Here is a 21,280-nt window from a genome sequence, read left to right on the forward strand (position 1 = left end):
CGCCCGCAGCCCACGTAACAGCTTCTCGAACCGATACCACTTTACCAGAGCAGACAATCGATCAAGGCGCCCACTGCCTCCTGCCTGCGGCAACAACGCATCCACAAAGCTGAATTGACCTGTCTCTTTGACCGCCATCCAAATCATCCCCCGTTCAAAACAAGGGAATCACATCCTCGGTATTTTGCAACAGTCCCCGCTGGGGAGAAGAGGGGATCGAGACCTCGCGACACGTCCCCTTCGCCCCAGCGGGGAGAAGGTGGCGGCAGCCGGATGAGGGGGCCGCAGCCGATGCCATCAGTTATAGAATTCCGCAAAACCCTCCCCCAGTTGCCCTATCTCTGGTTCCACCGGCGGATGACCGGTTCGGTCGGGTCGTGCTCATAGCCGAGCACACTGATGCTGGCGGTATCCAGTGAGAAATACGCGCCCCCTTGCGGCGGCAGGCCGAGCCAGCGGGCGGCGAGGACGCGTAGGAAATGCGAGCTGGAAAAGATCAGGATGGAGGCTGCCGCTTGGCGAAGCGCATGGATGACGGTGTCGGCGCGGGCACCGACATCGGCAGCCGTTTCGCCAAGCGGGCAACCGTCGCGAAAGAGCTGCCAGCCGGGGCGCTCCGCCAGGATCGCCTTGGTGGTGACGCCTTCATAGGCGCCATAGTCCCATTCGGCGAGATCGTCGCGGATCACCGCGCCCGCTCCGAAGCCGGCGAGCGCGCAGGTCTTGCGGGCTCGCGCCGACGGGCTCGACCAGACGGCAGAAAAGGAAAGGCCGGCCAGCCGCTCGGCGAGTTTTCGAGCCGCAGTCTCACCGTTCGCCGTCAGGGGAATATCGCTGCGCCCGGTATGGCGCCCGGAGAGGCTCCATTCGGTTTCACCGTGGCGGATCAGGTAAATCTCGGGAAAGACGCTGCTCATCCGCAGTCCCCTTGCATCACAAACGACCGCCGCGGGATCAGAACGTCACCTTTTCCAGCGGTGGCCGCCTCGCCTCGAATTCCTTCAGCTTCGCTTCGTTCTGCGCGATATAGTTGCGGTTGTCGGGAACGGCGAACTGGTTCTTGGCGATCTGGATCTGCAGGATGAACAGCTCGTCCCAGCGGAAGCCCATCTCCGAACCCGCCAGATAAAACTCCCACATGCGGAAGAATTGCTCGTCGTAAAGCGCCACCGCTTCGGCCTTGCGCGCCACGAAACGCTCGCGCCAGTGGCGAAGGGTATAGGCATAATGCATCGGCAGGATTTCGACATCCCTGACGAGGAGCCCGGCCTTCTCGAGCGGCGGCAAGACCTCGCCGACGGAAGGGATATAGCCGCCGGGGAAAATATACTTCTCGATGAAGGCATTGGTGCCGAAGCTCGGCTTCGGACGGCCGATCGAATGCAGCACCATGACGCCGTTGTGGTCGAGCAGGTCCGATACCTTGCGGAAGAAATTGCCGTAATTGCCGATGCCGACATGCTCGAACATGCCGACCGAGACGATGCGGTCGAACTTCCGGCCGTTCATGGTGCGGTAGTCCTGCAGCTCGAAACGGACGCGGTCGGACAGGCCGCGTTTTTCGGCGCGGGCGCGGGAGACCTTCAGCTGTTCTTCGCTCAGCGTAATGCCGGTGAACTCGGCGCCTTCGGTCGTCTCCGTCAGATACATGCCCATGCCGCCCCAGCCGGAGCCGATTTCAAGGATGCGCTGGTTGGGCGCAAGCAGCAGCTTGGCGGCGATATGGCGTTTCTTGGCGAGCTGTGCCTCGTCGAGACTGATGCCCGGCGGTTCGAAATAGCCGCAGGAATATTGCCAATCCTCGTCGAGAAAAAGATCGAAGAGCTTGGCCGACAGATCGTAATGATGGGCGACATTGTGCTTGTTGCGATTGATCGGCACGCGGCTCTTCAGCTGCTGCCAGGCGATACGGCCGACGAGCAGCGCCGCCATCTTGAAATCGAAGATCTCGTTGGTGGTGTTCTGCTTCACCAGCGACAGGAAGTCGTAGATATTGCCCTGTTCGAGAATGAACCGGCCCTGCATGTACATCTCGCCGAGCTTCATCGTCGGGTCGCGCCGGATGGCGTCTTCAGCCTCCTGATCGGCAAGCCGGGCGACCACCAAGTCGCCGGTGCCGTCGCCGATCACGTGGGTCTCGCCGTTGGCAAGGGTAAGCTTCAACGAACCCTTGCGGATAATTTGCTGGACGATCGATAAGAAAGCCGACGCCATGGACGCCTCGCAAATGTGACAGGATGGTCACATCAACTTAATAGCTCTCACTCGCCTTACAAGCGCCGGATTTGGCAGTCAGCGCAGAACGCTGCCAAACTGTGGCATTTTTGCCAGAATACCGGCTAAATCCTTATTTTCGCTTCATGGCTTCGGCGAGTGCAGCGCCGAAAGCACCCTGGCTCTCCGCTTTCGGAGCTGCGGGCCGGCGCTCATTCTGCGGGCGGGTGCCCTGACTTGCGCGAGAATCACCCCGCGGCTGAGACGCAGAAGAACCATCGTCGCGGCGCATGGAGAGACCGATGCGCTTGCGCTTGGCATCGACTTCCACGACCCGCACCTTGACGACATCGCCGGCTTTGACGACCTCGTGCGGGTCCTTGACGAAGCGATCGGCAAGCTGCGACACATGCACCAGACCGTCCTGGTGCACGCCGATATCGACGAAGGCGCCGAAGGCGGCGACATTGGTGACGGTGCCTTCGAGCACCATGCCGGGCGTCAGGTCGGAAATCTCGTGGACGCCCTCGGCGAAGGTCGCGGTCTTGAAGCTTGGACGCGGGTCGCGGCCGGGCTTTTCCAGCTCGGCGAGGATGTCGCGAACCGTCGGCAGACCGAATTTCTCGTCGATGAACTGACGCGGATCGACCGATTTCAAGACGGCGCTGTCGCCCATCAGCGTACGCAGATCGCGGCCGCAGGCAGCGACGATTTTCTTGGCGACGCCGTAGGCCTCGGGGTGGACCGAGGAGGCGTCGAGCGGCTCCTTGCCGTTCGGAATGCGCAGGAAGCCGGCGCATTGTTCGAAGGTGCGGCCGCCGAGTCTTGCGACCTTCAGCAAATCGCGCCGCGTTTCGAAACGGCCCTCGCTGTCGCGGTGGCGGACGATGGCCTCGGCGATCGATGGGCCGAGGCCGGAGACGCGGGATAGCAGCGGCGCCGAGGCGGTGTTCAAATCGACGCCGACGGCGTTCACCGCGTCTTCGACGACGGCATCGAGCGAACGCGACAGCTTCTGCTGGTCGACATCGTGCTGATACTGGCCGACGCCGATCGATTTCGGCTCGATCTTGACGAGTTCGGCGAGCGGATCCTGCAGGCGGCGGGCGATGGAGACGGCGCCGCGCAAGGAAACGTCGAGATCGGGAAACTCAGCCGCTGCGGTCGCCGAGGCGGAATAGACCGATGCGCCCGCTTCCGAAACGATCACCTTGGTCGGCTTCGGCGCCGGAAGCTCGGCCAGCATGTCGGCCACCAGCTTTTCGGTCTCACGGCTGCCGGTGCCGTTGCCGATCGAGATCAGCTCGACATTGTGCTTGCGGATCAGCGAGGCAAGCTCGATTTGGGCGCCGCGCACGTCGTTCCTCGGCTGGAAGGGATAGACGGTCGAGGTCGCCACCACCTTGCCGGTGCCGTCGACGACAGCGACCTTGACGCCGGTGCGAATGCCGGGATCGAGACCCATGGTCGCGCGCGAGCCGGCGGGGGCAGCCAACAGCAGGTCCTTGAGATTGCGGGCGAAGACATGGATCGCCTCCTCTTCGGCCCTTTCGCGCAGCTCGCGCATCAGGTCGAGCGACAGCGACATGGAAAGCTTGACGCGCCAGGTCCAGCTGGCGACCTCCATCAGCCAGCGGTCGCCGGGACGGCTTGCACCGATCTCATAGGCCGCCGCAATCATCCGTTCGACCGGCTTGTTCGGCGAGGCGGTCTCGGCATCGGCCTCGATCGTCAGCGTCAGCACTTCCTCGTTCCAGCCGCGCAGCATGGCGAGCGCGCGGTGGCCCGGCGCAGTCGCCCAGCGTTCGGAATGATCGAAATAATCGGAAAATTTTTCTCCCGCCGCCTGCTTGCCGTCGACGACCCTGGCTTTCAGCAGCGCAGCCTGGCGTAGATGGGCGCGCAACTTGCCGAGCAGGTCGGCATTTTCGGCAATGGCTTCGGCGATGATATCGCGCGCGCCTTCAAGCGCCGTTTTCACGTCGGTCACATCAGCAGTAATGAAGCCTTCGGCGACAGCCGCCGGTTCACGGCCGCGATCGGCCAGGATCGCCTCGGCAAGCGGGCCGAGGCCGCGTTCGCGGGCGATCTCGGCGCGGGTGCGGCGCTTCGGCTTGTAAGGCAGGTAGAGATCCTCGAGCTCCGCCTTGGTTTCGGCCCCGGCAACCTTCCCCATCAGCTCGTCGGTCATCTTGCCCTGGCCGGTGATCGATTCGACGATCGCATCGCGGCGGGCTTCGAGTTCGCGCAGATAGACCAGCCGCTCGGCAAGATTACGCAGCTGCGTATCATCGAGCCCGCCCGTCACTTCCTTGCGGTAGCGGGCGATGAAGGGCACGGTGGCGCCCTCGTCGAGCAGCTCGATGGCGGCCTTGGCCTGGTCGGGCCGGGCATTGATTTCGGCCGAGATGCGGGCGGCGAGGAAACGGAGGTCAGCGGCCATGGGATTTCCTATGTCGACGAAAGTTGCGGGACCATAGCGGCGAAAAGCGGCAAGGCAATGCCCGACTGTGGTTTCCACAGCGGAAGTTATCGTATTTGGGATGATCGGCGTTTTGCCTTGTAGCCCCCTCATCCGCCCTACGGGCACCTTCTCCCCCGATGGGTAGAAGGGATATGCCGCACTGCTTTCCTCCATCACAAACGGCGGCGGCAAAAAGAGGCCGCTGCCGCGATTCCGCTTCTCCCCAGCGGGGAGACGATGCCGGCAGGCAGATGAGGGGGCCACGCGACAACACGCCTGCCGGATCGCCCCGTCCCCATCACTCTCTTCCGTTTTTGCGGTTGTGCAGATGCGGCATTCTTTGATAGCAGAAGCAACGTTTTTGGATCGCCCTGCCCGCGGGCGCAAGGAAAAGAGTGACATGCCAAACCTTCTTCTCGAACTTCGCTCCGAAGAGATTCCGGCCCGCATGCAGCGCAAGGCTGCCGGCGACCTGAAGAAGCTCGTCACCGATGCGCTTGTCGAAGCCGGTCTGTACTATGAAGGCGCGCGCGAATATTGGACGCCGCGGCGGCTGGCGCTCGACATTCACGGCTTGACGGCGCGCTCGGCCGATGTGCGCGAGGAACGCAAAGGGCCGCGCACCGACGCCAACGAGAAGGCGATCGAGGGTTTTCTGCGCGGCGCCGGCCTTTCGTCGGTCGCCGAGGCGCAGGTGGTGAGCGATCCGAAGAAGGGCGATTTCTACGTCGCGGTCATTTCCAAGCCCGGCCGCGCGGCCGAAGAGATCGTCGCCGAGGTGATGCCCGGCATCATCCGCGATTTTCCCTGGCCGAAATCGATGCGCTGGGGCAAGGCCTCCTCCAAACCCGGCGCCTTGCGCTGGGTGCGGCCGCTGCAGTCGATCGTCTGCACCTTCGGCCCTGAACATGAAGAGACGGTCGTCATCCCCTTCGAGATCGACGGCATCACCGCCTCCAACGTCACATACGGCCATCGTTTCCACGCGCACGAGGCGATCACGGTGCGCCGCTTCGACGACTACGCGGCGAGCCTGGAGAAGGCGAAGGTCATCCTCGACGCCGAGCGGCGCAAGGACATCATCCTGCATGATGCGCGCGACATTGCTTTTGCCAACGGGCTCGAGCTGGTGGAAGACGAAGGCCTGCTGGAGGAAGTCTCCGGCCTCGTCGAATGGCCGCAGGTGCTGATGGGCAGCTTCGAGGAAGATTATCTCTCGATTCCCTCCGAGATCATCCGCCTGACGATCAAGACCAATCAGAAGTGCTTCGTCACCCGCAAACAGGGCGAAGAGACGCTGTCGAACAGGTTCATCCTGGTTTCCAACATCCAGGCGCATGACGGCGGCAAGGAGATCGTCCACGGCAACGGCAAGGTGGTGCGGGCCCGGCTTTCGGATGCGCTGCATTTCTGGAAGCGCGACCAGGGCGATATGCCTGACCTCGAAACACTCGAAGCATCTGCGGCAAAATTCGGTCTCGACCTGAAGAAGCCGCTCGACCAGCGCATGGCCAAGCTCGATGCGCTCGATGTGACCTTCCATGCCAAGCTCGGCACGCAGGGCGACCGGGTCGCCCGCATCCGGGCGCTGGCAAAGGAGCTCGCCGCTATCACCGGCGCGGATGCGGCTCTCGTCGATCGTGCCGCCGCGCTCGCCAAGGCGGATCTGCGCACCGAAGCCGTCGGCGAATTCCCGGAATTGCAAGGCTTGATGGGCCGCAAATATGCGGTGCTGCAGGGCGAAAACGCCTCCGTCGCCGCGGCGATCGAGGACCATTACAAGCCGCAGGGTCCGTCGGACCGCGTGCCGGACGACAAGGTGGCGATCACGCTTGCCCTTGCCGACAAGCTCGACACGCTGACGGGCTTCTGGGCGATCGACGAGAAGCCGACAGGTTCGAAAGACCCGTTTGCGCTGCGACGTGCCGCCCTCGGCGTCGTTCGCATCCTGCTGGAGCGCAGGGTCCGTCTGCCGCTGCTAGCGACGACCAAGGATGGCGATCTGCTCTCCTTCTTCCATGATCGCCTCAAGGTCTATCTGCGCGACCAGGGCGCCCGGCACGATCTGATCGACGCCGTGCTGACGCCTGAGGCCGACGACCTGTTGATGGTGGCGCGCCGCGTCGAGGCGCTGACAGCCTTCATCACCTCGGAGGACGGCAAGAACCTGCTCGCCGGCACCAAGCGCGCGACGCAGCTGCTCGCCGCCGAGGAGAAGAAGGGCACCGTCATCGCCGACGGCGTTTCGCCGGCGCTCTTCAGGCTCGATGCCGAGAAGGAGCTGTTCGCCGCCATATCGAGCGCCTCGAAGGATGCGGCAAATGCCGTTGCCGGCGAAGATTTCCGCTCGGCGATGGAAGCGCTTTCCAAGCTGCGCGGCCCGGTCGACCGCTTCTTCGAAGACGTGCTCGTCAATGACGAGGACGCCGCCATCCGCGCCAACCGCCTCGCCCTGCTGCGGTTGATCCGCGAGGCAACGGGAACGGTGGCGGATTTCTCGAAGATTTCGGGGTGATATAGCCAGCACGATCGGGCACTTGCACGTGGATGCTTGGGTTAAGCCCGCTTCGCACCAGTCTGGCACCGTCTACCAGATTCGAGCCACACGTCTCGGGAGCCCGGCAAGAACGGTGAGGTCGCGGCATGTCCTCTTCTCCCCAGCGGGGAGAAGGTGCCGGCAGGCGGATGAGGGGGCCGCACGGCACATCCTTCACGTAAATCCTGTTCCGATACACCGACGATAGCACCTGCCCCTATGTCACGAGCACGGTCGAGACGGCCACAGCGCGGTCGGAGGTTGCATGGGCACTGTAGGAAAGACCTGCTTCGCCGGCCCCCTCATCCGCCCTACGGGCACCTTCTCCCCGCTGGGGAGAAGAGGGAGTCGAGAAGTCGCTGCAAATGAAATGAACGGCAAATACAGTTCGTATCTCTCGGAGAGCTGTCACCAACACTGGCATTGCCGCCACTGCGGCGTTATTCAATCGGCATGCAAGACAAGATCCTCGTCAGCGCCTGCCTCATGGGCCAGGCCGTCCGCTATGACGGGCGGGCAAAGCCATTGCTTCATCCGGCGATCGAGAGATGGCGGGCCGAAGGGCGGCTGGTGACGATCTGTCCGGAGATGTCGGCGGGTATGGCGGTGCCGCGGCCGCCGGCGGAGATCGCGGATGGAGCGACCGGCGAAGAGGTGCTGGCCGGCAGGGCGCGGGTTGTGGAACTGACCGGCGGCAACGTGACGGCGGAATTTCTGCAGGCGGCGGAGAATGCCGTGGCGCTGGCAAGGCAGACCGGCTGCCGCTATGCGCTGCTCATCGACGGCAGTCCGTCCTGCGGCTCCGGGTTCATCTATGACGGCACGTTTTCCGGACGCCGACAGGCCGGCAACGGCGTAACGGCGGCGGCGCTGAAAGCGGCCGGCGTCGAAGTATTTTCCGATGGGGAAATCGACCAATTGATCGACCGTCTGGCACAATAAAACGACACGGCCGCCGGAGAACCGACGGCCGCTAAGATTTTGGTGCTGAAAACTCTGATTGTCCCCGCCGCTTATGTTTTTACGCAGTTTCTGACGGAAAACCGTTTCACACTTTTCCTGGAATTGCGCTAGGCGGCGCGGCGACCTTGATGCGCAACGGGAGCAGCAGCGGCACTGTTGACGCGGAAACCGCGGATGAGATCGATCAATTCGTCGGTGTCGCTGGCGAGCGTCTCGGCCGATGCCGTGGTCTCTTCGGCCATGGCGGCGTTCTGCTGGGTGGCGGCGTCGAGCTGGTTCACCGACGAGGAGATCGAGCGCAGCGTCGTATCCTGTTCGGAGGCGCTGTGGGCGATCTTGGCAACGATCTCGTTGGCGGCCTTGATCTGGTCGGAGATGCGCTTCAGCGCCTCGCCTGCCTCGCCGACCAGACGGACGCCGTGTTCGACCTGGCTGGAGGAGCGGGCGATCTGGTCCTTGATCTCCTTTGCCGCGGCGGCGGAGCGCTGGGCAAGTTCGCGCACTTCCTGGGCGACGACAGCAAAACCCTTGCCGGATTCGCCGGCACGGGCCGCCTCGACGCCGGCGTTCAAAGCCAGGAGGTTGGTCTGGAAGGCGATCTCGTCGATGACGCCGATGATCTTCGATATCTCTGAAGACGATTTCTCGATGCCGCTCATCGCCTCGATCGCCTCGCTGACGATCGCATCGCTATGGGTGGTCTCGGCACTGACGGCATGCACGCGCTTGCTCGCCTCATGGGCGCCATCGGCCGTCTGGCGGACGGCGACGGTGAGCTCATCGAGGGCGGCGGATGTTTCCTCCAGGCTTGCGGCCTGGCGCTCCGTGCGCTGCGACAGCTCGTTGGAGGCGCGGCGAATCTCTTCCTTGCTGGTGCCAATATCACTGCCCTTGGCGCTGACCTTGGCCATGGCGGCTTCGAGGTGCGACAGCGCATCGTTGAAGTTGTCGCGAAGGGCGGCGTATTTCTGGCCGAGATCGGCGCAGCGGACGGTAAGATCGCCGCGAGCGATCAGCTCCAGCGCCTGGCCGATCGTCGTCACGACGCGGGCCTGGAGCGCGGCCTCGTCCTGCTGCTGGCGCAGGTTGTTTTCGCGCTCGCTTTCCAGCGCGAGCTGCTGGGCCGCCTCACGATCGGACATCTGATGGCGTTCGCGGATCTTTTCCTGCAGCGACAGCGTCGCCTTCGCCATCATGCCGACCTCATTGTTCATGCCGGTATGCGGGATGGCGATGGAAACGTCCTCTTCGGAGACCGCCTTCAATGCGGCATGGACATTGTTGAGAGGCCCCGATATGCCGCGGATGACGACGTAGGCGGCAGCCATGGCCAGGAAGAAAAGAACGATGCTGCCGGAGAGCGCGGTCAGGATCGTGCTATTAATCTGCGCATCGAGATCGTCCATATAGACGCCGGTGACAACGACGACCTTCCACGGGTCGAAGGCCTGGCCATAGGCGGTCTTGCGATAATCGCCGGCCGGCTGGCCCGGCTTGCTGGTGGAATAAAATTCGACGAGACCGCCGCCCTGCTGACCGAGCTTGACCAGCTCTTCACGATAGAGCTTGCCCTTGCTGTCCGGCTGACCCTTCAGGTTCTGTCCGACTTTCGCGGCATCGTAGTGGAACAACATCCCGATATCGTAGCTGTAGCCGAAGAAATAGCCGTCCGGATCGTATTTGATGCCGTTGACGGTGGCGTAAGCCTGCTTCTGGGCATCCTCCAGCGTCATTTCGCCTGCGGTGACCTTGGCCTGGTAAAGCTTGAGAACCGAGATCGCCGACTGAACCTCGGCGCGGAGCATGTCGTAGCGCTCCTTGTAAATTGCATCGACCGAGGAGCGGATCTGCAGGGACGTGGCGATCGCAAAGGCCGCCATCAAGCCGACGATCAGCAATATGAGCTGCTTCGATATCTTTAGATTTTTCATGATTCCTCGCAAAGGGAATGAGCGAATACATTCCGGTGCGGTCTTCTACCGCCTGTGCGAGCGCATCTGAGAAGGACGCGTCTACCGCTGCTGAACAACATGCTGCGACCGGCGAGTAAGAATTGAAGCTGACTCAATAAGAAAGCTTTAATTTTATTCAAAACGGCGCGAATTTCCCTAAAAATCAGGGGGCGGAGTTACAATGCAGATCTGCCGGGTCCTCAACGCAGGAATGCACCCCCGCTTCTCTTCGAGGGTGCATTCGCTCCACCGCGGTGGAACCCCAAGCGATCGGAACCTTGATCGGGCAGGGGCAGGGAACTGTTGCAGCGACTTGGCTTAGCGGCACATAGCCGTCCGACGCCGTGTTTTTTAGAAACGCAGCTTGAATTCGGAAACATCGGGAGCCGCCGGCTGCTCAACCATGCCGGCGGCAACCGGCCTGGCATCGCCACCGATGACGGCTGCGGTCGTTGCGTTCATGTCGATGCCCTGGGCGGGAGCCATCGAAGGTTCGGCGGCGGCCAGGGCTTCCGGCGTTGCCTTGCTGACGAAGACGACGGGCGAACCGCCCATCCAGGCTTCGGTGCGGAAGATCTTCGTTTCGCCGCCGACGTCGCGGACTTCGCTTGCCTGGAGGACGCCGGGTTTCAGTTCCGGCACCGTATAGTCCTTGCGGCTCTGCTCGGCCTGTAGCGGCGGACAAGCGGCGCAGCTTTCAGTGACGATGCTGCCCTCGGCACGCGCTGCCGTTTTGCCGATCACCTCAATCGAGGAGGCCATCGCCGAGCCTGCCATCAGCAGGATTGCCGCACCGAGGAAAATCTGACCCATCAACGCACCTCCGTCTCACTACGACAGCGGTATAGCGCAGCTTCGTTTCCATCCCGTCAGGGGAAAGGGTAAAAATTTAAGGAACGCGGCGATTTATGCTTCGTCCGAGGTTTTTTCGCGCTCGATCGCGCGCCAGCCGATGTCACGCCGGCAGAAGCCGTTTTCCCACCGAACCCTATCCAGCAGGGCATAGGCGCGGCCCTTCGCCTCGGCAACCGTGCCGCCTGACGCGGTGACGTTGAGCACGCGGCCGCCGGTTGCGACCAGCACGCCGTCCTTCATGCCCGTGCCGGCATGAAACACCTTCTCGCCCTCGCCTGCCTCGGGCAGGGACTGGATCGGTGTGTTTTTCTCATAGGCGCCGGGATAGCCCTTCGAGGCCATGACCACTGTCAGCGCCGGATCGTCGCTCCATTCGGCGCTCACCTGATCGAGCGTACCATTGGCGGTGGCAAGTAGCAGCGGCAGCAGATCGCTCTTCAGCCGCATCATCAGCACCTGACATTCCGGATCGCCGAAGCGGACATTGTATTCGATGAGCTCCGGCCCCCTCTTCGTGATCATCAGTCCGGCGAAAAACACGCCGGAGAAGGGATGACCGCTCTCGGCCATGCCGCGAATCGTCGGCTCGATGATCTCCTTCATGGTGCGCTCGACCATCTCGGCCGTCATCACAGGCGCCGGCGAATAGGCGCCCATGCCGCCGGTATTGACGCCGGTATCGCCCTCGCCCACCCGCTTGTGATCCTGGGCGGTCGCCAGCGGCAGCGCATGTTTTCCATCGCAGAGACAGAAGAAGCTCGCTTCCTCGCCATCGAGATAGGCTTCGACGACAACTTCGGCGCCAGCGGCGCCAAAGGCGCCCTCGAAGCAGTCATCGACGGCATCAAGCGCCTCGTCGAGCGTCATCGCGACCGTCACGCCCTTGCCGGCGGCCAGCCCGTCGGCCTTGACGACGATCGGCGCGCCCTGAGCGCGAATATAGGCTTTCGCCTTCGGCGCATTGTTGAAACGCTGGTAGGCGCCGGTGGGAATGCCGTAGCGGGCGCAGATATCCTTGGTGAAGCCCTTGGAGCCCTCCAGCTGGGCGGCACCGGCGGAGGGGCCGAAGACCGAAAGGCCATCGGCGCGCAGCCGGTCGGCGAGGCCGGCGACGAGCGGCGCCTCGGGTCCGACGACAACGAAATCGATCGCCTTGTCCTTGCAGAAGGCCGCGACCGCTTCGTGATCCTCGATATTCAAGGGCACGAGGATGGCATGTTCGCCAATGCCGGGATTGCCGGGGGCGGCGTAGAATTCGCTCATCAACGGCGATTGCGCCAGCTTCCAGGCGAGCGCGTGCTCGCGTCCGCCCGATCCGATCAACAGAACCTTCATGCGCGACCCCTTTCCTGTTCCGTCAGGCGGTTAAGGGCCACGGGCCGAAAGGTCAAGCGGGAAAGCTTACCAGCCCCCGCCTCCCCCGCCTCCGCCACCGCCGCCGGACGAGCCGCCGCCGGAAAAACCGGAGGATGAACTCGAGGGTGGCGGCGAGGGTATCGTCGAGGCGATGGTAGACGCCATCGACGAGGAGAAACCGCCGACACGGTCGGAGAAGCTGCCGCTGTTGAAATCACCGGAATACCAGGAGGGCGCGTAGGCTGCGGCCGTGCCGGCGGCAGCAGCCGCAAGCCAGGTCTCGAAGGTGCGCGACCAGGGCTTTTCGACACCCAAAGCCACCGCGTAGGGCAGCAGCGTCTCGAAATGCTGCGGCGACATTCGTGGGGCGCCGGCCATGTTCATGCGGTCCTTTTCGGCCAGCGTCAGATATTGCCGCAGGCCGTCTACGCCATCCATCATCCTGGCGCCGAGCCGGGTCGGCGCGCCCATGATGAAGACATAGAGCACGTTAAGCAGCACGATGCCGCCGACGGCAAAGAGCATCGGCGTTTCGTGCAGCTCCACCAGCGACGAGGCAAGCGTCAGAACAATGATGGAAAGAATGCCGACGCCGACAAAAACGCCGACCGCCGCAGCAATGATGGCCATGACCTTGGCGAACAGCGATCTGCCGCGGTGCAGCGACTTGACCAAACCGGCGATGAAGACGGCAATGAAGACCGAGATGGCAATCGGGATCAGCATCAGCACGATCGTATCGGGCTCCAGCGAGCCGAAGACGAACAGGGCCACCAGGGCGGCGGCGCTGAGGGCGATGCCGCCTGTGGTATAGCCGATGTTGGAATTATAGTATCTGCCGCGATGCTCCCTCTCGATCGCCGAACGGAAGGACTGCCCAACCGATTTTACCCGCTCGCCATTAGCCTTGTCGATCGTCAGCGTCCTGCCTTCGCCGCCGGCGACTTTCAGCAGTTCGGCCTCGCCGGCCTGGAACTTCTCCTTGCCAAGCGGCTTGCCGGTGCCGCGGATGATGATCGAATCCTTGAGGTCTTCGAGCTTGACGTAACCGCGCACCGCAAGATTGAGCGCGGTAGCGGCAAGCGCCGTCCAGCCGCCGCCGGAGAAACCCTTGTTGTCGATATAATTGACCAGCGCCGGCGAGATGCCGTCAGGCGCATCCCAGCGCGGCACGACGACGCCCCGGGCAGGATCGCGGCCAACCTTCAGCCAGGATCTGAGATAATAGGCGAAAACCAGGAGCAGACCGCCGAAGCCGATGAAATAATTGCGGTTGTCCTTCAGCCACCAGGTGCTTTCCATGTCCGCGCTCGGCGGATCGATCGAGCCCTTCGGCATGCGGATCGCAAAGGTCAGGCCTTCATTGGGGCCAAGAGGCGCGGTGGTGGAAAAGACAAGGCCGGCCCCGCTTTCGCTGACACGGGCATTCTTTCCTCTGGCGCCCTGCGGGCCGGTGAAGAAGATCGTCCCCGTCGCGCCGACACCCGGCGGCAGCGTCACCGTTGCTGTCGCAGAGCGGATTGGAAAGATCCAGCCATTGCCGGTGACGTTCCAATAGAGTTCGTCGTGATCGTCGAAATAGCGGATCTGACGGTTGGTCCTGTAGGTGAAGACGTAGCGATGATGGCCCGGCGTCACCGTCACCTCGGCGGATCCGGCATAGATGCGGATGCCACCGGATATCGATTCCGTGTGCCAGGGCTCGTCGTCGCCGTCGCGCGTCACCGACACCATATCGAAATCGACGCTGCGGCGACGGCCGCCCGCATCGGTGAAATAGAGCGGAAAATCCCGGAAGATGCCGTGGTTGATCCGGTTGCCCTCGGCATTGACGGTGACGGTTTCCGTCACCGTCATCGCGCCGCTCTTTTCGAGCGCGATCTCGGAGGCGAAACTGTCGATCACTTCGGCGGCAAAGGCCGCCGGGGCGGCGACCATCAGGAGGAGCGCCAAGCAAAAACCGAAAAACCGACGCCCCATCCCTGTCTCCCCGCCGGCTGCCCCGGCTGCGCCTTGCTTCAATCCTTGTCCCGATAGGTCACGCCGAGGGCGGCGAGCGTCCGCCAATAGGCGGGGAAGGTCTTGCCGACGCAATCGGGGTCGAGAATGGTGATGCCATCGATCCTGAGGCCGGCGAGCGCAAAGCTCATGGCGATGCGGTGATCGGCAAAGGTGTCGATCTCGGCCGGCAGTGCCTGACCGACGAGTGCAGGATCGGAGTGGACGATCAGATCGTCACCTTCTTCGACGGCCAGACCTTCCCGGATATTGTTGAGCCCGGTGGACAGGGCGCGGATGCGGTCGCATTCCTTGACGCGCAGATTGGCGATGCCGACGAAGCGGACCGGCGTCTCGTTGAAGGCGGCAAGCACGGCAATCGTCGGAACGGCATCTTGCATCTGCGAACCATCGATCTCGGCCGGCAGGTGCGGGAACTTGGCGATCGTCTCGTAGGCCTTGGCATCCGGCTGGGTGAAGGCATCGTTCGGCACGCCGAGATCGATCTTGCCCTCGGTCAGCACCTCGGCCGCCCAGAGATAGGTCGCGGCGGATGCATCCGGCTCGATGACGAAATCGGCGGCGCGGTAGCCGGTCGGCTCGACGCGCCAGGTGACCGGGCTGGTCTTTTCGACCTTGGCGCCGAAGGCCTTCATCGCCGCAGTGGTCAGATCGATATAGCCAAGCGCGCCGATATCCTCACCAACGAGTTCGATGTCGACCGGACGGTCGCCGCCGGCCGCCATCATCAGCAGGGCCGAAACATATTGGCTGGACAGCCCGCCATCGATCAGGATGCGGTCGCCTTCAAAGCGGCCGGTGCCCCTGACGGTGACCGGCGGGCAGCCGGTCTCGGCGGTGGCGTCAATGCCGAGCGTGCGCATCGCTTGGACCAGCGGACCGATCGGGCGCTTGCGCATGTGCTCATCGCCGTCGACGATGACGGTGCCGTCGACGAGAGCCGCAGCCGCCGTCAGGAAGCGTGTGGCCGTGCCGGCATTGCCCAGGAAAAGCGGCGCCTTCGGCGGCGTGAGCCTGCCGCTGCCGGTGACGACGAAGGTGGTATCGTCTGGCTCGTCGATCGCGACCCCCATGGCGCGCAGCGCATCGGCCATATAACGCGTATCGTCGCTCTTCAGCGCGCCGGTCAGCCGGCTGGTGCCCTTGGCAAGGCCGGCGAGCAGCAGGGCGCGATTGGTGATCGACTTCGAACCCGGCGGCATGGCGCGGCCCAAAAGCGGCCCGCCCGGCGGGATGATCGTGAGTTTGGCTGTGCGTGTCATGCTGTTTCTTCCGTCCATGAGCGAGGCTAAAGCGCGTCGCCCTCTACCTTTGCTCTTAACCGCTTTCTCGCAAAGGCAAAATGCCGGATCGTCAGAATTTGACGCTGGGAACGGCGCGATCGGCCTCGTTGGTGATTTCGAAATACTCCCGCTTGGCAAAACCGAACTGGCCGGCAACAAGATTGGAGGGGAAGCTTTCGACCTTGACGTTCAGGTCGCGGGCCGCACCATTGTAGTAACGCCGCGCCATCTGCAGCTCGCCTTCCAGGGTTTCGAGCGAAGCCTGCAGTTCGGCGAAATTCTGGTTGGCCTTGAGATCGGGATAGGCTTCGGCAAGCGCGATCACCCGGCCGAGCGCCTGGCCGAGCAGCCCTTCCGCCTGCGCCCTGCCCGCAACATCGCCCGATGGCACGGCCTGCGCCTTGTTGCGGAGCGCAACCACCTCTTCGAGCGTCGACTTCTCATGGGCAGCATAGCCCTTGACCGTCTCGATCAGGTTCGGGATCAGATCCGCCCGGCGCTTGAGCTGCACGTCGATGCCCGACCAGGCTTCTTCCGCCATCTGGCGGGAACGCACCAGGCCGTTGTAGATGAAGATGAGATAGAGCGCGATGACAGCGATAAGAGCGAGTATCACATACATGCAGATGGGCTCCCCGATTTGATGATCGCACGTTAGTGATTCGGCATCACAAAGTCATCTTGGCGAAACAAGTCTTCGGACGATTTCGACGAGACTTGGGGAATCCGTTCGTCTAGGAGATTATCCGCCAATCGGGAACATAGGCCTGCATCTTCTGGCTTTCTCGCCAGAGATTGAAGCGTTCAGTCCAGCAATGCTCGACATCAAGGGCAACCGCGAATGGCAGATAGCGTTCGTAACATTCTACCGACATTGCAGGACCATCGAGTTCGCCGCGCAAGTAACCGTCCAACCTCAGAACGCTGTTGCGCATCTGTCGCTGCTTCGGCGTCGCCATGCGCGCCACCCTCGGAATAATGACGATGCCTGCGATATTCAGCAAAATCGCCAGGAGATACGGCTGCTGTTCGCTGATAACCTCAGTGGTGCAAATGTAGACAAGCGCAAAAATCATTAGTGCCGGAACACCGACAAATAGACCGAACGCCTGCCTGAAATCGGTCGGCCAAGAAACCCGCTCCGGGTGCAGGAATGCTATCACAATCACGGCAGAAATTAGTAATATGCCGCAGATAGCTGCGGAAAAGAGCAGCAGACCCGAAAAATAAGCGATGGCAACGCCAAGAAGCAGAATAGTAACAGCGGTCGCCAACGCTCCCCGATCTATGCCACCTCTGGCTTTGTGATACTCGGCAACGACTGCCTTGTGCAATTCACGTTCGAAACCATACAAAGCATACAAGATCTTGCGCCGACCATCGGCGGGCCGTTCTTTTTCAATTTGCCCAAACACCAGGCGCGTCACGGCCGGAAGACCATACCATCTGGCGCGCGCCACCTTGCCCTTCTTGCGCACTTGCCTGGCAGACAAATCCGAAGCTTCGGCATTCTCACCAAGGCTGGAAATGCGAAGCATTTTTTTCACTGCGAGATGGCACGCAGACGCCATGAAGGCTGCTTTTGCCGCTTCCGACTTCCAGTTTGAAAACAAATAGGCCGCCAAAGCAGGCGAGATGCTCTCCATCATCTTGCTATCGACAGCAATTGAAGGTGCAGGCAATCGCCAGCCCTGCCCTGATCTAGTGATGACAAACAGACCGGTGAGGAACGGTCCCAAAATGCTGATGAATAGAAGCAAATGATCGGACAGCCACCACCTCACCCGGTTGCCGCTCGTTACCGTCACAAAGGTCCTGGCGGGATATTCGACCTCGATGTCCGGCAGAACCCGATCCCCCTTGCCTGCCGCAATAGACACTACAAACTCATTCGGTGCTTTCTGCATGACCTCATAGGCCGCCGGATCCTGTTGCGAAGGGCGTAACGTTCCACCGCGCGGCAGCTTCAGCGTCAGCGTCTTTTTCGCGCCCTGGCCATGGACGCGGCTCATATAGGCCGGCAGGGAGAGAACCTCGCGATCGCTTTCCTGATGAACCAGGCGGCCGAGCCAGTAAACGATCTGGATCTTTGTAACACCGGGGGACAAATCTGCAGGGCAATGTTTGCAGTGCTCCTTGCCGATATAAATCGAGTAGCCCGGCACATTGTTTTCTTTGAAATAATATTCGTCGAGTCCGTCACGTCTGGCTGCAACCAGTTCGAAATCTCGCCAGTGAACCCCGTTTGACGCATCTGTGAAACGTTGAGGGATATCAACGTAAACGCCGCCGTAATTCTCCGTCTTTTTGACTGCGATGTCGAAGAACTCCGACACAAAGGCGGTGCCGTCGGTATAGACTTCAACCGTACTGCTTGCCGACTGGACGGTGAACTCCCGGTCAAAATCGCTGCACGAGGTCAGAACGACTAGCATAGCGCATAAGATTGGCCATGATAAAAGACGCAACATCCTGGCGGCGAAATTCTCATTTGAAAACTTAAAGTAAAGAATATCATCCATTCAAAAGAGACACCTTGCATTATCGCAATATCTGACAACGTGGTGATGGTTTGCGCAATACAAAAGAAGGCTGGCCTTGGAGCGACGGAAATTTTCGAGGCTGCTTACGCCGCCTCGCTCGTCAGTTGAACGCCGCCGCATCAGTCAGTAGGAAGGTTTCGCCGCACTTTGGGTAACAACGACACCGGATTCTCGGCTGTCGTCAAGGATGTGCGCGAGGATTCGGGCCACCGTCTGCTCCGGCGAAAGGTCCGTCGTATCAATTTCGATTGTGTATTCAGCCAGTCCGCGCAACAGTTTATAGTTCGCCCGGAGCTGTTGCAGCCTTGCCGGATCCGTCAGCTTGAGCGCTTCGGATCGGCCGGCAGAGATGAGGCGCCTGGCATTCTCCTCCGGCGCGCAATCGAGGAGAACCGCGACCAGGTCCGCGCCTCTGGCGGCAGCCAGATCGAGATACCCAGAGAACATCGCACCATCATGCTCGTCATCGGCAAGAGCATCGGTAAAGACGAAGCTTTCAGCCGGATCTGCGCGCACGGCGTGGTCGAAAAACGCACGGCGAACCTGCTCACGCAGTGATGCATGCAGAGGGTTGCTGCGGGCGAACAGAGCCTCGACTGGATTAAGTAGCGTGTGATTGTCGATGAGCCGCGCGCCGAACCTTTTCGCCAGCAAGCGACCGACAGTCAGCTTCCCTGTGCCTGGCCAGCCGTTGATATGGACGATACGGCTGGCAGGCTTTTGCCTCATGCCGCCTCTTTCGACAGGTTGACGCCGCCGGCGTCGGTCAGCAGGAAGGCTTCGCCGCAGGCCTTGGCGAGCGTGCGCACCCGCAGGATATAGCTCTGACGTTCGGTGACCGAGATGACGCCGCGGGCGTCGAGCAGGTTGAAGACGTGACTGGCCTTGATGCACTGGTCATAGGCCGGAAAGACGCATTTGTGCAGGCGCTGATTGTCGCTTTGGCCAGGGGCGCCGGCATCGAGCAGCGCCCGGCATTCCTTCTCGGCATCGACGAAATGGCGATGCAGCATCTCAGTATTGGCGAATTCGAAATTGTGGCGCGAATATTCCTGCTCGGCCTGCAGGAAGACGTCGCCATAGCTGATCTTCTCGTCGCCCTCGCGGCCGTTGAAATTCAGGTCGTAGACATTGTCGACGCCCTGGACATACATGGCGAGGCGTTCGAGACCATAGGTCAGTTCGCCGGCGACCGGCGCGCATTCGATGCCGCAAACCTGCTGGAAATAGGTAAATTGCGAGACTTCCATGCCGTCGCACCAGCATTCCCAGCCGAGACCCCAGGCGCCGAGCGTCGGGCTTTCCCAGTCGTCCTCGACGAAGCGGATGTCGTGCAGCAGCGGATCGAGGCCGATTGCGGCCAGCGAGCCGAGATAGAGCTCCTGCAGGTTAGGCGGGTTCGGCTTCAGGATGACCTGATACTGGTAATAATGCTGCAGCCGGTTCGGGTTCTCGCCATAACGGCCGTCCGACGGGCGGCGGGAGGGCTGGACGTAAGCCGCTTTCCAGGGCTTGGGGCCGAGGGCGCGCAGCGTCGTTGCGGGGTGGAAGGTGCCGGCGCCGACTTCCATGTCGTAGGGCTGCAGCACCGCACAACCCTTGTCCGCCCAGTAGCTATGCAGGGTCAGAATCAGCGCCTGGAAGGAGCGCTTCGGGTTCATATGGTCTGGGATAGCTGACATGGGATGGCACCGCTGGCTTGGGAATTATCGGCGCGACAGGTGCCATGGAGGGCGGCAGGGGTCAAGGGTTTTGCGGCATCGGGGAGATTCAAGACCCCTCCCCAACCCCTCCCCACAAGGGGGAGGGACTAACCCGGAGAACCCGCCCCGCTCCTCCCGAAACGTCGAAGATTTGGAAGGCGGGTTCGGCAAATTAAGCCCCTCCCCCTTGTGGGGAGGGGTTGGGGAGGGGTCTTGGATGCCTTTTAATTCGCGCTCCTGATCCTATTCCTCCTCGCGCTTCAACCGATACTCCCCGGTCGCCGGATCCTTGACCAGCGTGCCGATCGCGCCGGTCTGGCGTTCCTTTTCGGCGCGACGCGATTTTTCGGCGAGCTTGCGGGCATCGGAGACGAAGCGGCGGTAGAGCCACCAGGCTGAGAACACCAGGATCAGGATCGTGATAAGCTGTGCCATGCCCCTCTCTTGCTCCTCTCAAAGCCCGAAGCGGCTCCACAATGCTCTCTCTTCCGCCGCTTCGACAAGGCCTGTTGCGAGACCTGCCCCCGCGCCTTCGAGGGAGATCGGCGATACACCCGGAATGCGGCGGCCGAAGAGGCCGCGGCCGGCGGTGACGAGTTGCAGCCGGGTCTTCTGGCCGTAGCGCCGCTTCAATTCCTGGCGCATGTCGCCGAGACCGTCGATGAGGCCAAGCTCGAGGCCGCGGGTACCGCTCCAGAACAGGCCGGAAAACACCGTCGCATCATCGGTGAGCTTGCCGGCGCGGCGCTCGCGCACCATTGATATGAAGACCTGGTGGATTTCGAGCTGCAGGCTCTTGAGGTACTCGATGTCCTTTTCCTTTTCCGGCTGGAACGGATCGAGGATCACCTTGTTTTCGCCGGCCGTATAGACGCGGCGCTCGACGCCGATCTTCTTCAGGAGTTCGGGAAAGCCGAAACCGCCGGAGACGACGCCGATCGAGCCGACGATCGAGGTGGCGTCGGCGATGATCTCGTCGCCGGCAAGCGCGATCATGTAGCCGCCGGAAGCGGCGACATCCTCGACGAAGACCAGCACCTTCTTCTGCTTTTCGCGGGCGAGCTCACGAATGCGGGTGAAGATCAGGCGGGACTGGACAGGCGAGCCGCCCGGCGAATTGATTGTTATGGCAACCGCCGGCGCCTCCTTCATGGCGAAGGCCTTTTCCAGGACCGGGGCGACATTGGCGAGATTGAGGGTGGGGCGGAACTGGCCGCCGCCGCTGATGATCGCGCCCTGCAGCCTGACGACGGGGATGGTGAGGCCCTCCTTGCGGAACCGTTTCGGCAGCAGCTTTCTCAAGAATCCGGCCATTTCCCATCCTTCGCTTCAGGTCGCACGAACATCATTTCGCGATCGCATCCATGTATGCGCTGGAACGACAAACGCAAT

The 21,280-nt window shown here is 62.0% G+C and carries 16 protein-coding genes and 1 pseudogene; 2 read left to right on the forward strand and 15 right to left on the reverse strand.

What is annotated here, in order from left to right; all coding sequences use genetic code 11:
• The 4 genes and pseudogenes from GGD53_RS32080 to GGD53_RS30735 form a co-directional block, all read right to left on the reverse strand.
• Positions 1–147, reverse strand: a pseudogene (locus tag GGD53_RS32080) (IS5/IS1182 family transposase); the annotation flags it as partial.
• A 188-nt stretch (positions 148–335) separates the two neighbouring features.
• Entirely contained in the window at positions 336–917 is a 582-nt protein-coding gene (locus GGD53_RS30725) for a histidine phosphatase family protein (protein WP_184460474.1), read from the reverse strand.
• 37 nt (positions 918–954) lie between these two features.
• Positions 955–2,214, reverse strand: a complete 1,260-nt coding sequence (locus GGD53_RS30730; RefSeq protein WP_184460475.1) for an SAM-dependent methyltransferase — start codon at positions 2,212–2,214, stop codon at positions 955–957.
• A 133-nt stretch (positions 2,215–2,347) separates the two neighbouring features.
• Positions 2,348–4,657, reverse strand: a complete 2,310-nt coding sequence (locus GGD53_RS30735) for a Tex family protein (RefSeq protein ID WP_184460476.1) — start codon at positions 4,655–4,657, stop codon at positions 2,348–2,350.
• A gap of 421 nt (positions 4,658–5,078) precedes the next feature.
• Here GGD53_RS30735 and glyS point away from each other — a divergent pair, with 421 nt between their 5' ends.
• Positions 5,079–7,193, forward strand: coding sequence for a glycine--tRNA ligase subunit beta (gene glyS, locus GGD53_RS30740; RefSeq protein WP_184460477.1), 2,115 nt, complete (start codon positions 5,079–5,081; stop codon positions 7,191–7,193).
• A gap of 474 nt (positions 7,194–7,667) precedes the next feature.
• Positions 7,668–8,156 (forward strand): DUF523 domain-containing protein, encoded by a 489-nt coding sequence (locus tag GGD53_RS30745; protein WP_184460478.1) that lies wholly within the window; start codon positions 7,668–7,670, stop codon positions 8,154–8,156.
• A 128-nt stretch (positions 8,157–8,284) separates the two neighbouring features.
• On the opposite strand, the gene GGD53_RS30750 is transcribed toward GGD53_RS30745, so the two are convergent.
• The 11 genes from GGD53_RS30750 to GGD53_RS30800 all read right to left on the reverse strand — a co-directional run bounded on the left by GGD53_RS30750 (position 8,285) and on the right by GGD53_RS30800 (position 21,202).
• A complete protein-coding gene (locus tag GGD53_RS30750) occupies positions 8,285–10,108 on the reverse strand; it encodes a methyl-accepting chemotaxis protein (RefSeq protein ID WP_184460479.1) in 1,824 nt (607 codons plus the stop codon).
• A gap of 372 nt (positions 10,109–10,480) precedes the next feature.
• Positions 10,481–10,942, reverse strand: coding sequence for a plant virulence effector HPE1-like domain-containing protein (locus GGD53_RS30755; RefSeq protein WP_184460480.1), 462 nt, complete (start codon positions 10,940–10,942; stop codon positions 10,481–10,483).
• 93 nt (positions 10,943–11,035) lie between these two features.
• On the reverse strand, positions 11,036–12,319 hold the full coding sequence (gene purD, locus GGD53_RS30760) for a phosphoribosylamine--glycine ligase (RefSeq protein WP_184460481.1): 1,284 nt from the start codon (positions 12,317–12,319) through the stop codon (positions 11,036–11,038).
• A 66-nt stretch (positions 12,320–12,385) separates the two neighbouring features.
• Positions 12,386–14,320, reverse strand: a complete 1,935-nt coding sequence (locus GGD53_RS30765) for a DUF2207 domain-containing protein (protein WP_184460482.1) — start codon at positions 14,318–14,320, stop codon at positions 12,386–12,388.
• A 38-nt stretch (positions 14,321–14,358) separates the two neighbouring features.
• Positions 14,359–15,621, reverse strand: a complete 1,263-nt coding sequence (gene aroA, locus GGD53_RS30770; RefSeq protein WP_184460483.1) for a 3-phosphoshikimate 1-carboxyvinyltransferase — start codon at positions 15,619–15,621, stop codon at positions 14,359–14,361.
• A 91-nt stretch (positions 15,622–15,712) separates the two neighbouring features.
• The gene (locus tag GGD53_RS30775) at positions 15,713–16,264 is read right to left on the reverse strand and encodes a LemA family protein (protein WP_184460484.1); all 552 of its coding nucleotides are present in this window, start codon (positions 16,262–16,264) and stop codon (positions 15,713–15,715) included.
• A gap of 112 nt (positions 16,265–16,376) precedes the next feature.
• Entirely contained in the window at positions 16,377–18,113 is a 1,737-nt protein-coding gene (locus GGD53_RS30780; protein WP_184460496.1) for a DUF2207 family protein, read from the reverse strand.
• Positions 18,114–18,308: 195 nt separating this feature from the next.
• Positions 18,309–18,914: an AAA family ATPase gene (locus GGD53_RS30785; protein WP_184460485.1), complete on the reverse strand. Its 606-nt coding sequence runs from the start codon at positions 18,912–18,914 to the stop codon at positions 18,309–18,311.
• The gene (locus GGD53_RS30790) at positions 18,911–19,867 is read right to left on the reverse strand and encodes a glycine--tRNA ligase subunit alpha (RefSeq protein ID WP_184460486.1); all 957 of its coding nucleotides are present in this window, start codon (positions 19,865–19,867) and stop codon (positions 18,911–18,913) included. Before GGD53_RS30790 ends, GGD53_RS30785 begins: the two co-directional genes overlap by 4 nt.
• 264 nt (positions 19,868–20,131) lie before the next feature.
• Positions 20,132–20,323, reverse strand: a complete 192-nt coding sequence (locus GGD53_RS30795) for a hypothetical protein (protein ID WP_184460487.1) — start codon at positions 20,321–20,323, stop codon at positions 20,132–20,134.
• Between the two features lie 18 nt (positions 20,324–20,341).
• On the reverse strand, positions 20,342–21,202 hold the full coding sequence (locus tag GGD53_RS30800; protein WP_184460488.1) for a S49 family peptidase: 861 nt from the start codon (positions 21,200–21,202) through the stop codon (positions 20,342–20,344).
• Between the last annotated feature and the right edge of the window lie 78 nt (positions 21,203–21,280).

This window comes from Rhizobium aethiopicum (assembly GCF_014197535.1).
In the GTDB taxonomy this organism is placed as follows: Bacteria; Pseudomonadota; Alphaproteobacteria; order Rhizobiales; family Rhizobiaceae; genus Rhizobium; species Rhizobium aethiopicum_A.

Excerpts from the sequence above, each read along its gene's own strand:
- GGD53_RS30725 (WP_184460474.1), bottom strand. The coding sequence starts at position 917 with ATGAGCAGCGTCTTTCCCGAGATTTACCTGATCCGCCACGGTGAAACC.
- GGD53_RS30730 (WP_184460475.1), bottom strand. The coding sequence starts at position 2,214 with ATGGCGTCGGCTTTCTTATCGATCGTCCAGCAAATTATCCGCAAGGGT.
- GGD53_RS30735 (WP_184460476.1), bottom strand. The coding sequence starts at position 4,657 with ATGGCCGCTGACCTCCGTTTCCTCGCCGCCCGCATCTCGGCCGAAATC.
- glyS (WP_184460477.1), top strand. The coding sequence starts at position 5,079 with ATGCCAAACCTTCTTCTCGAACTTCGCTCCGAAGAGATTCCGGCCCGC.
- GGD53_RS30745 (WP_184460478.1), top strand. The coding sequence starts at position 7,668 with ATGCAAGACAAGATCCTCGTCAGCGCCTGCCTCATGGGCCAGGCCGTC.
- GGD53_RS30750 (WP_184460479.1), bottom strand. The coding sequence starts at position 10,108 with ATGAAAAATCTAAAGATATCGAAGCAGCTCATATTGCTGATCGTCGGC.
- GGD53_RS30755 (WP_184460480.1), bottom strand. The coding sequence starts at position 10,942 with ATGGGTCAGATTTTCCTCGGTGCGGCAATCCTGCTGATGGCAGGCTCG.
- purD (WP_184460481.1), bottom strand. The coding sequence starts at position 12,319 with ATGAAGGTTCTGTTGATCGGATCGGGCGGACGCGAGCACGCGCTCGCC.
- GGD53_RS30765 (WP_184460482.1), bottom strand. The coding sequence starts at position 14,320 with ATGGGGCGTCGGTTTTTCGGTTTTTGCTTGGCGCTCCTCCTGATGGTC.
- aroA (WP_184460483.1), bottom strand. The coding sequence starts at position 15,621 with ATGACACGCACAGCCAAACTCACGATCATCCCGCCGGGCGGGCCGCTT.
- GGD53_RS30775 (WP_184460484.1), bottom strand. The coding sequence starts at position 16,264 with ATGTATGTGATACTCGCTCTTATCGCTGTCATCGCGCTCTATCTCATC.
- GGD53_RS30780 (WP_184460496.1), bottom strand. The coding sequence starts at position 18,113 with ATGTTGCGTCTTTTATCATGGCCAATCTTATGCGCTATGCTAGTCGTT.
- GGD53_RS30785 (WP_184460485.1), bottom strand. The coding sequence starts at position 18,914 with ATGAGGCAAAAGCCTGCCAGCCGTATCGTCCATATCAACGGCTGGCCA.
- GGD53_RS30790 (WP_184460486.1), bottom strand. The coding sequence starts at position 19,867 with ATGTCAGCTATCCCAGACCATATGAACCCGAAGCGCTCCTTCCAGGCG.
- GGD53_RS30795 (WP_184460487.1), bottom strand. The coding sequence starts at position 20,323 with ATGGCACAGCTTATCACGATCCTGATCCTGGTGTTCTCAGCCTGGTGG.
- GGD53_RS30800 (WP_184460488.1), bottom strand. The coding sequence starts at position 21,202 with ATGGCCGGATTCTTGAGAAAGCTGCTGCCGAAACGGTTCCGCAAGGAG.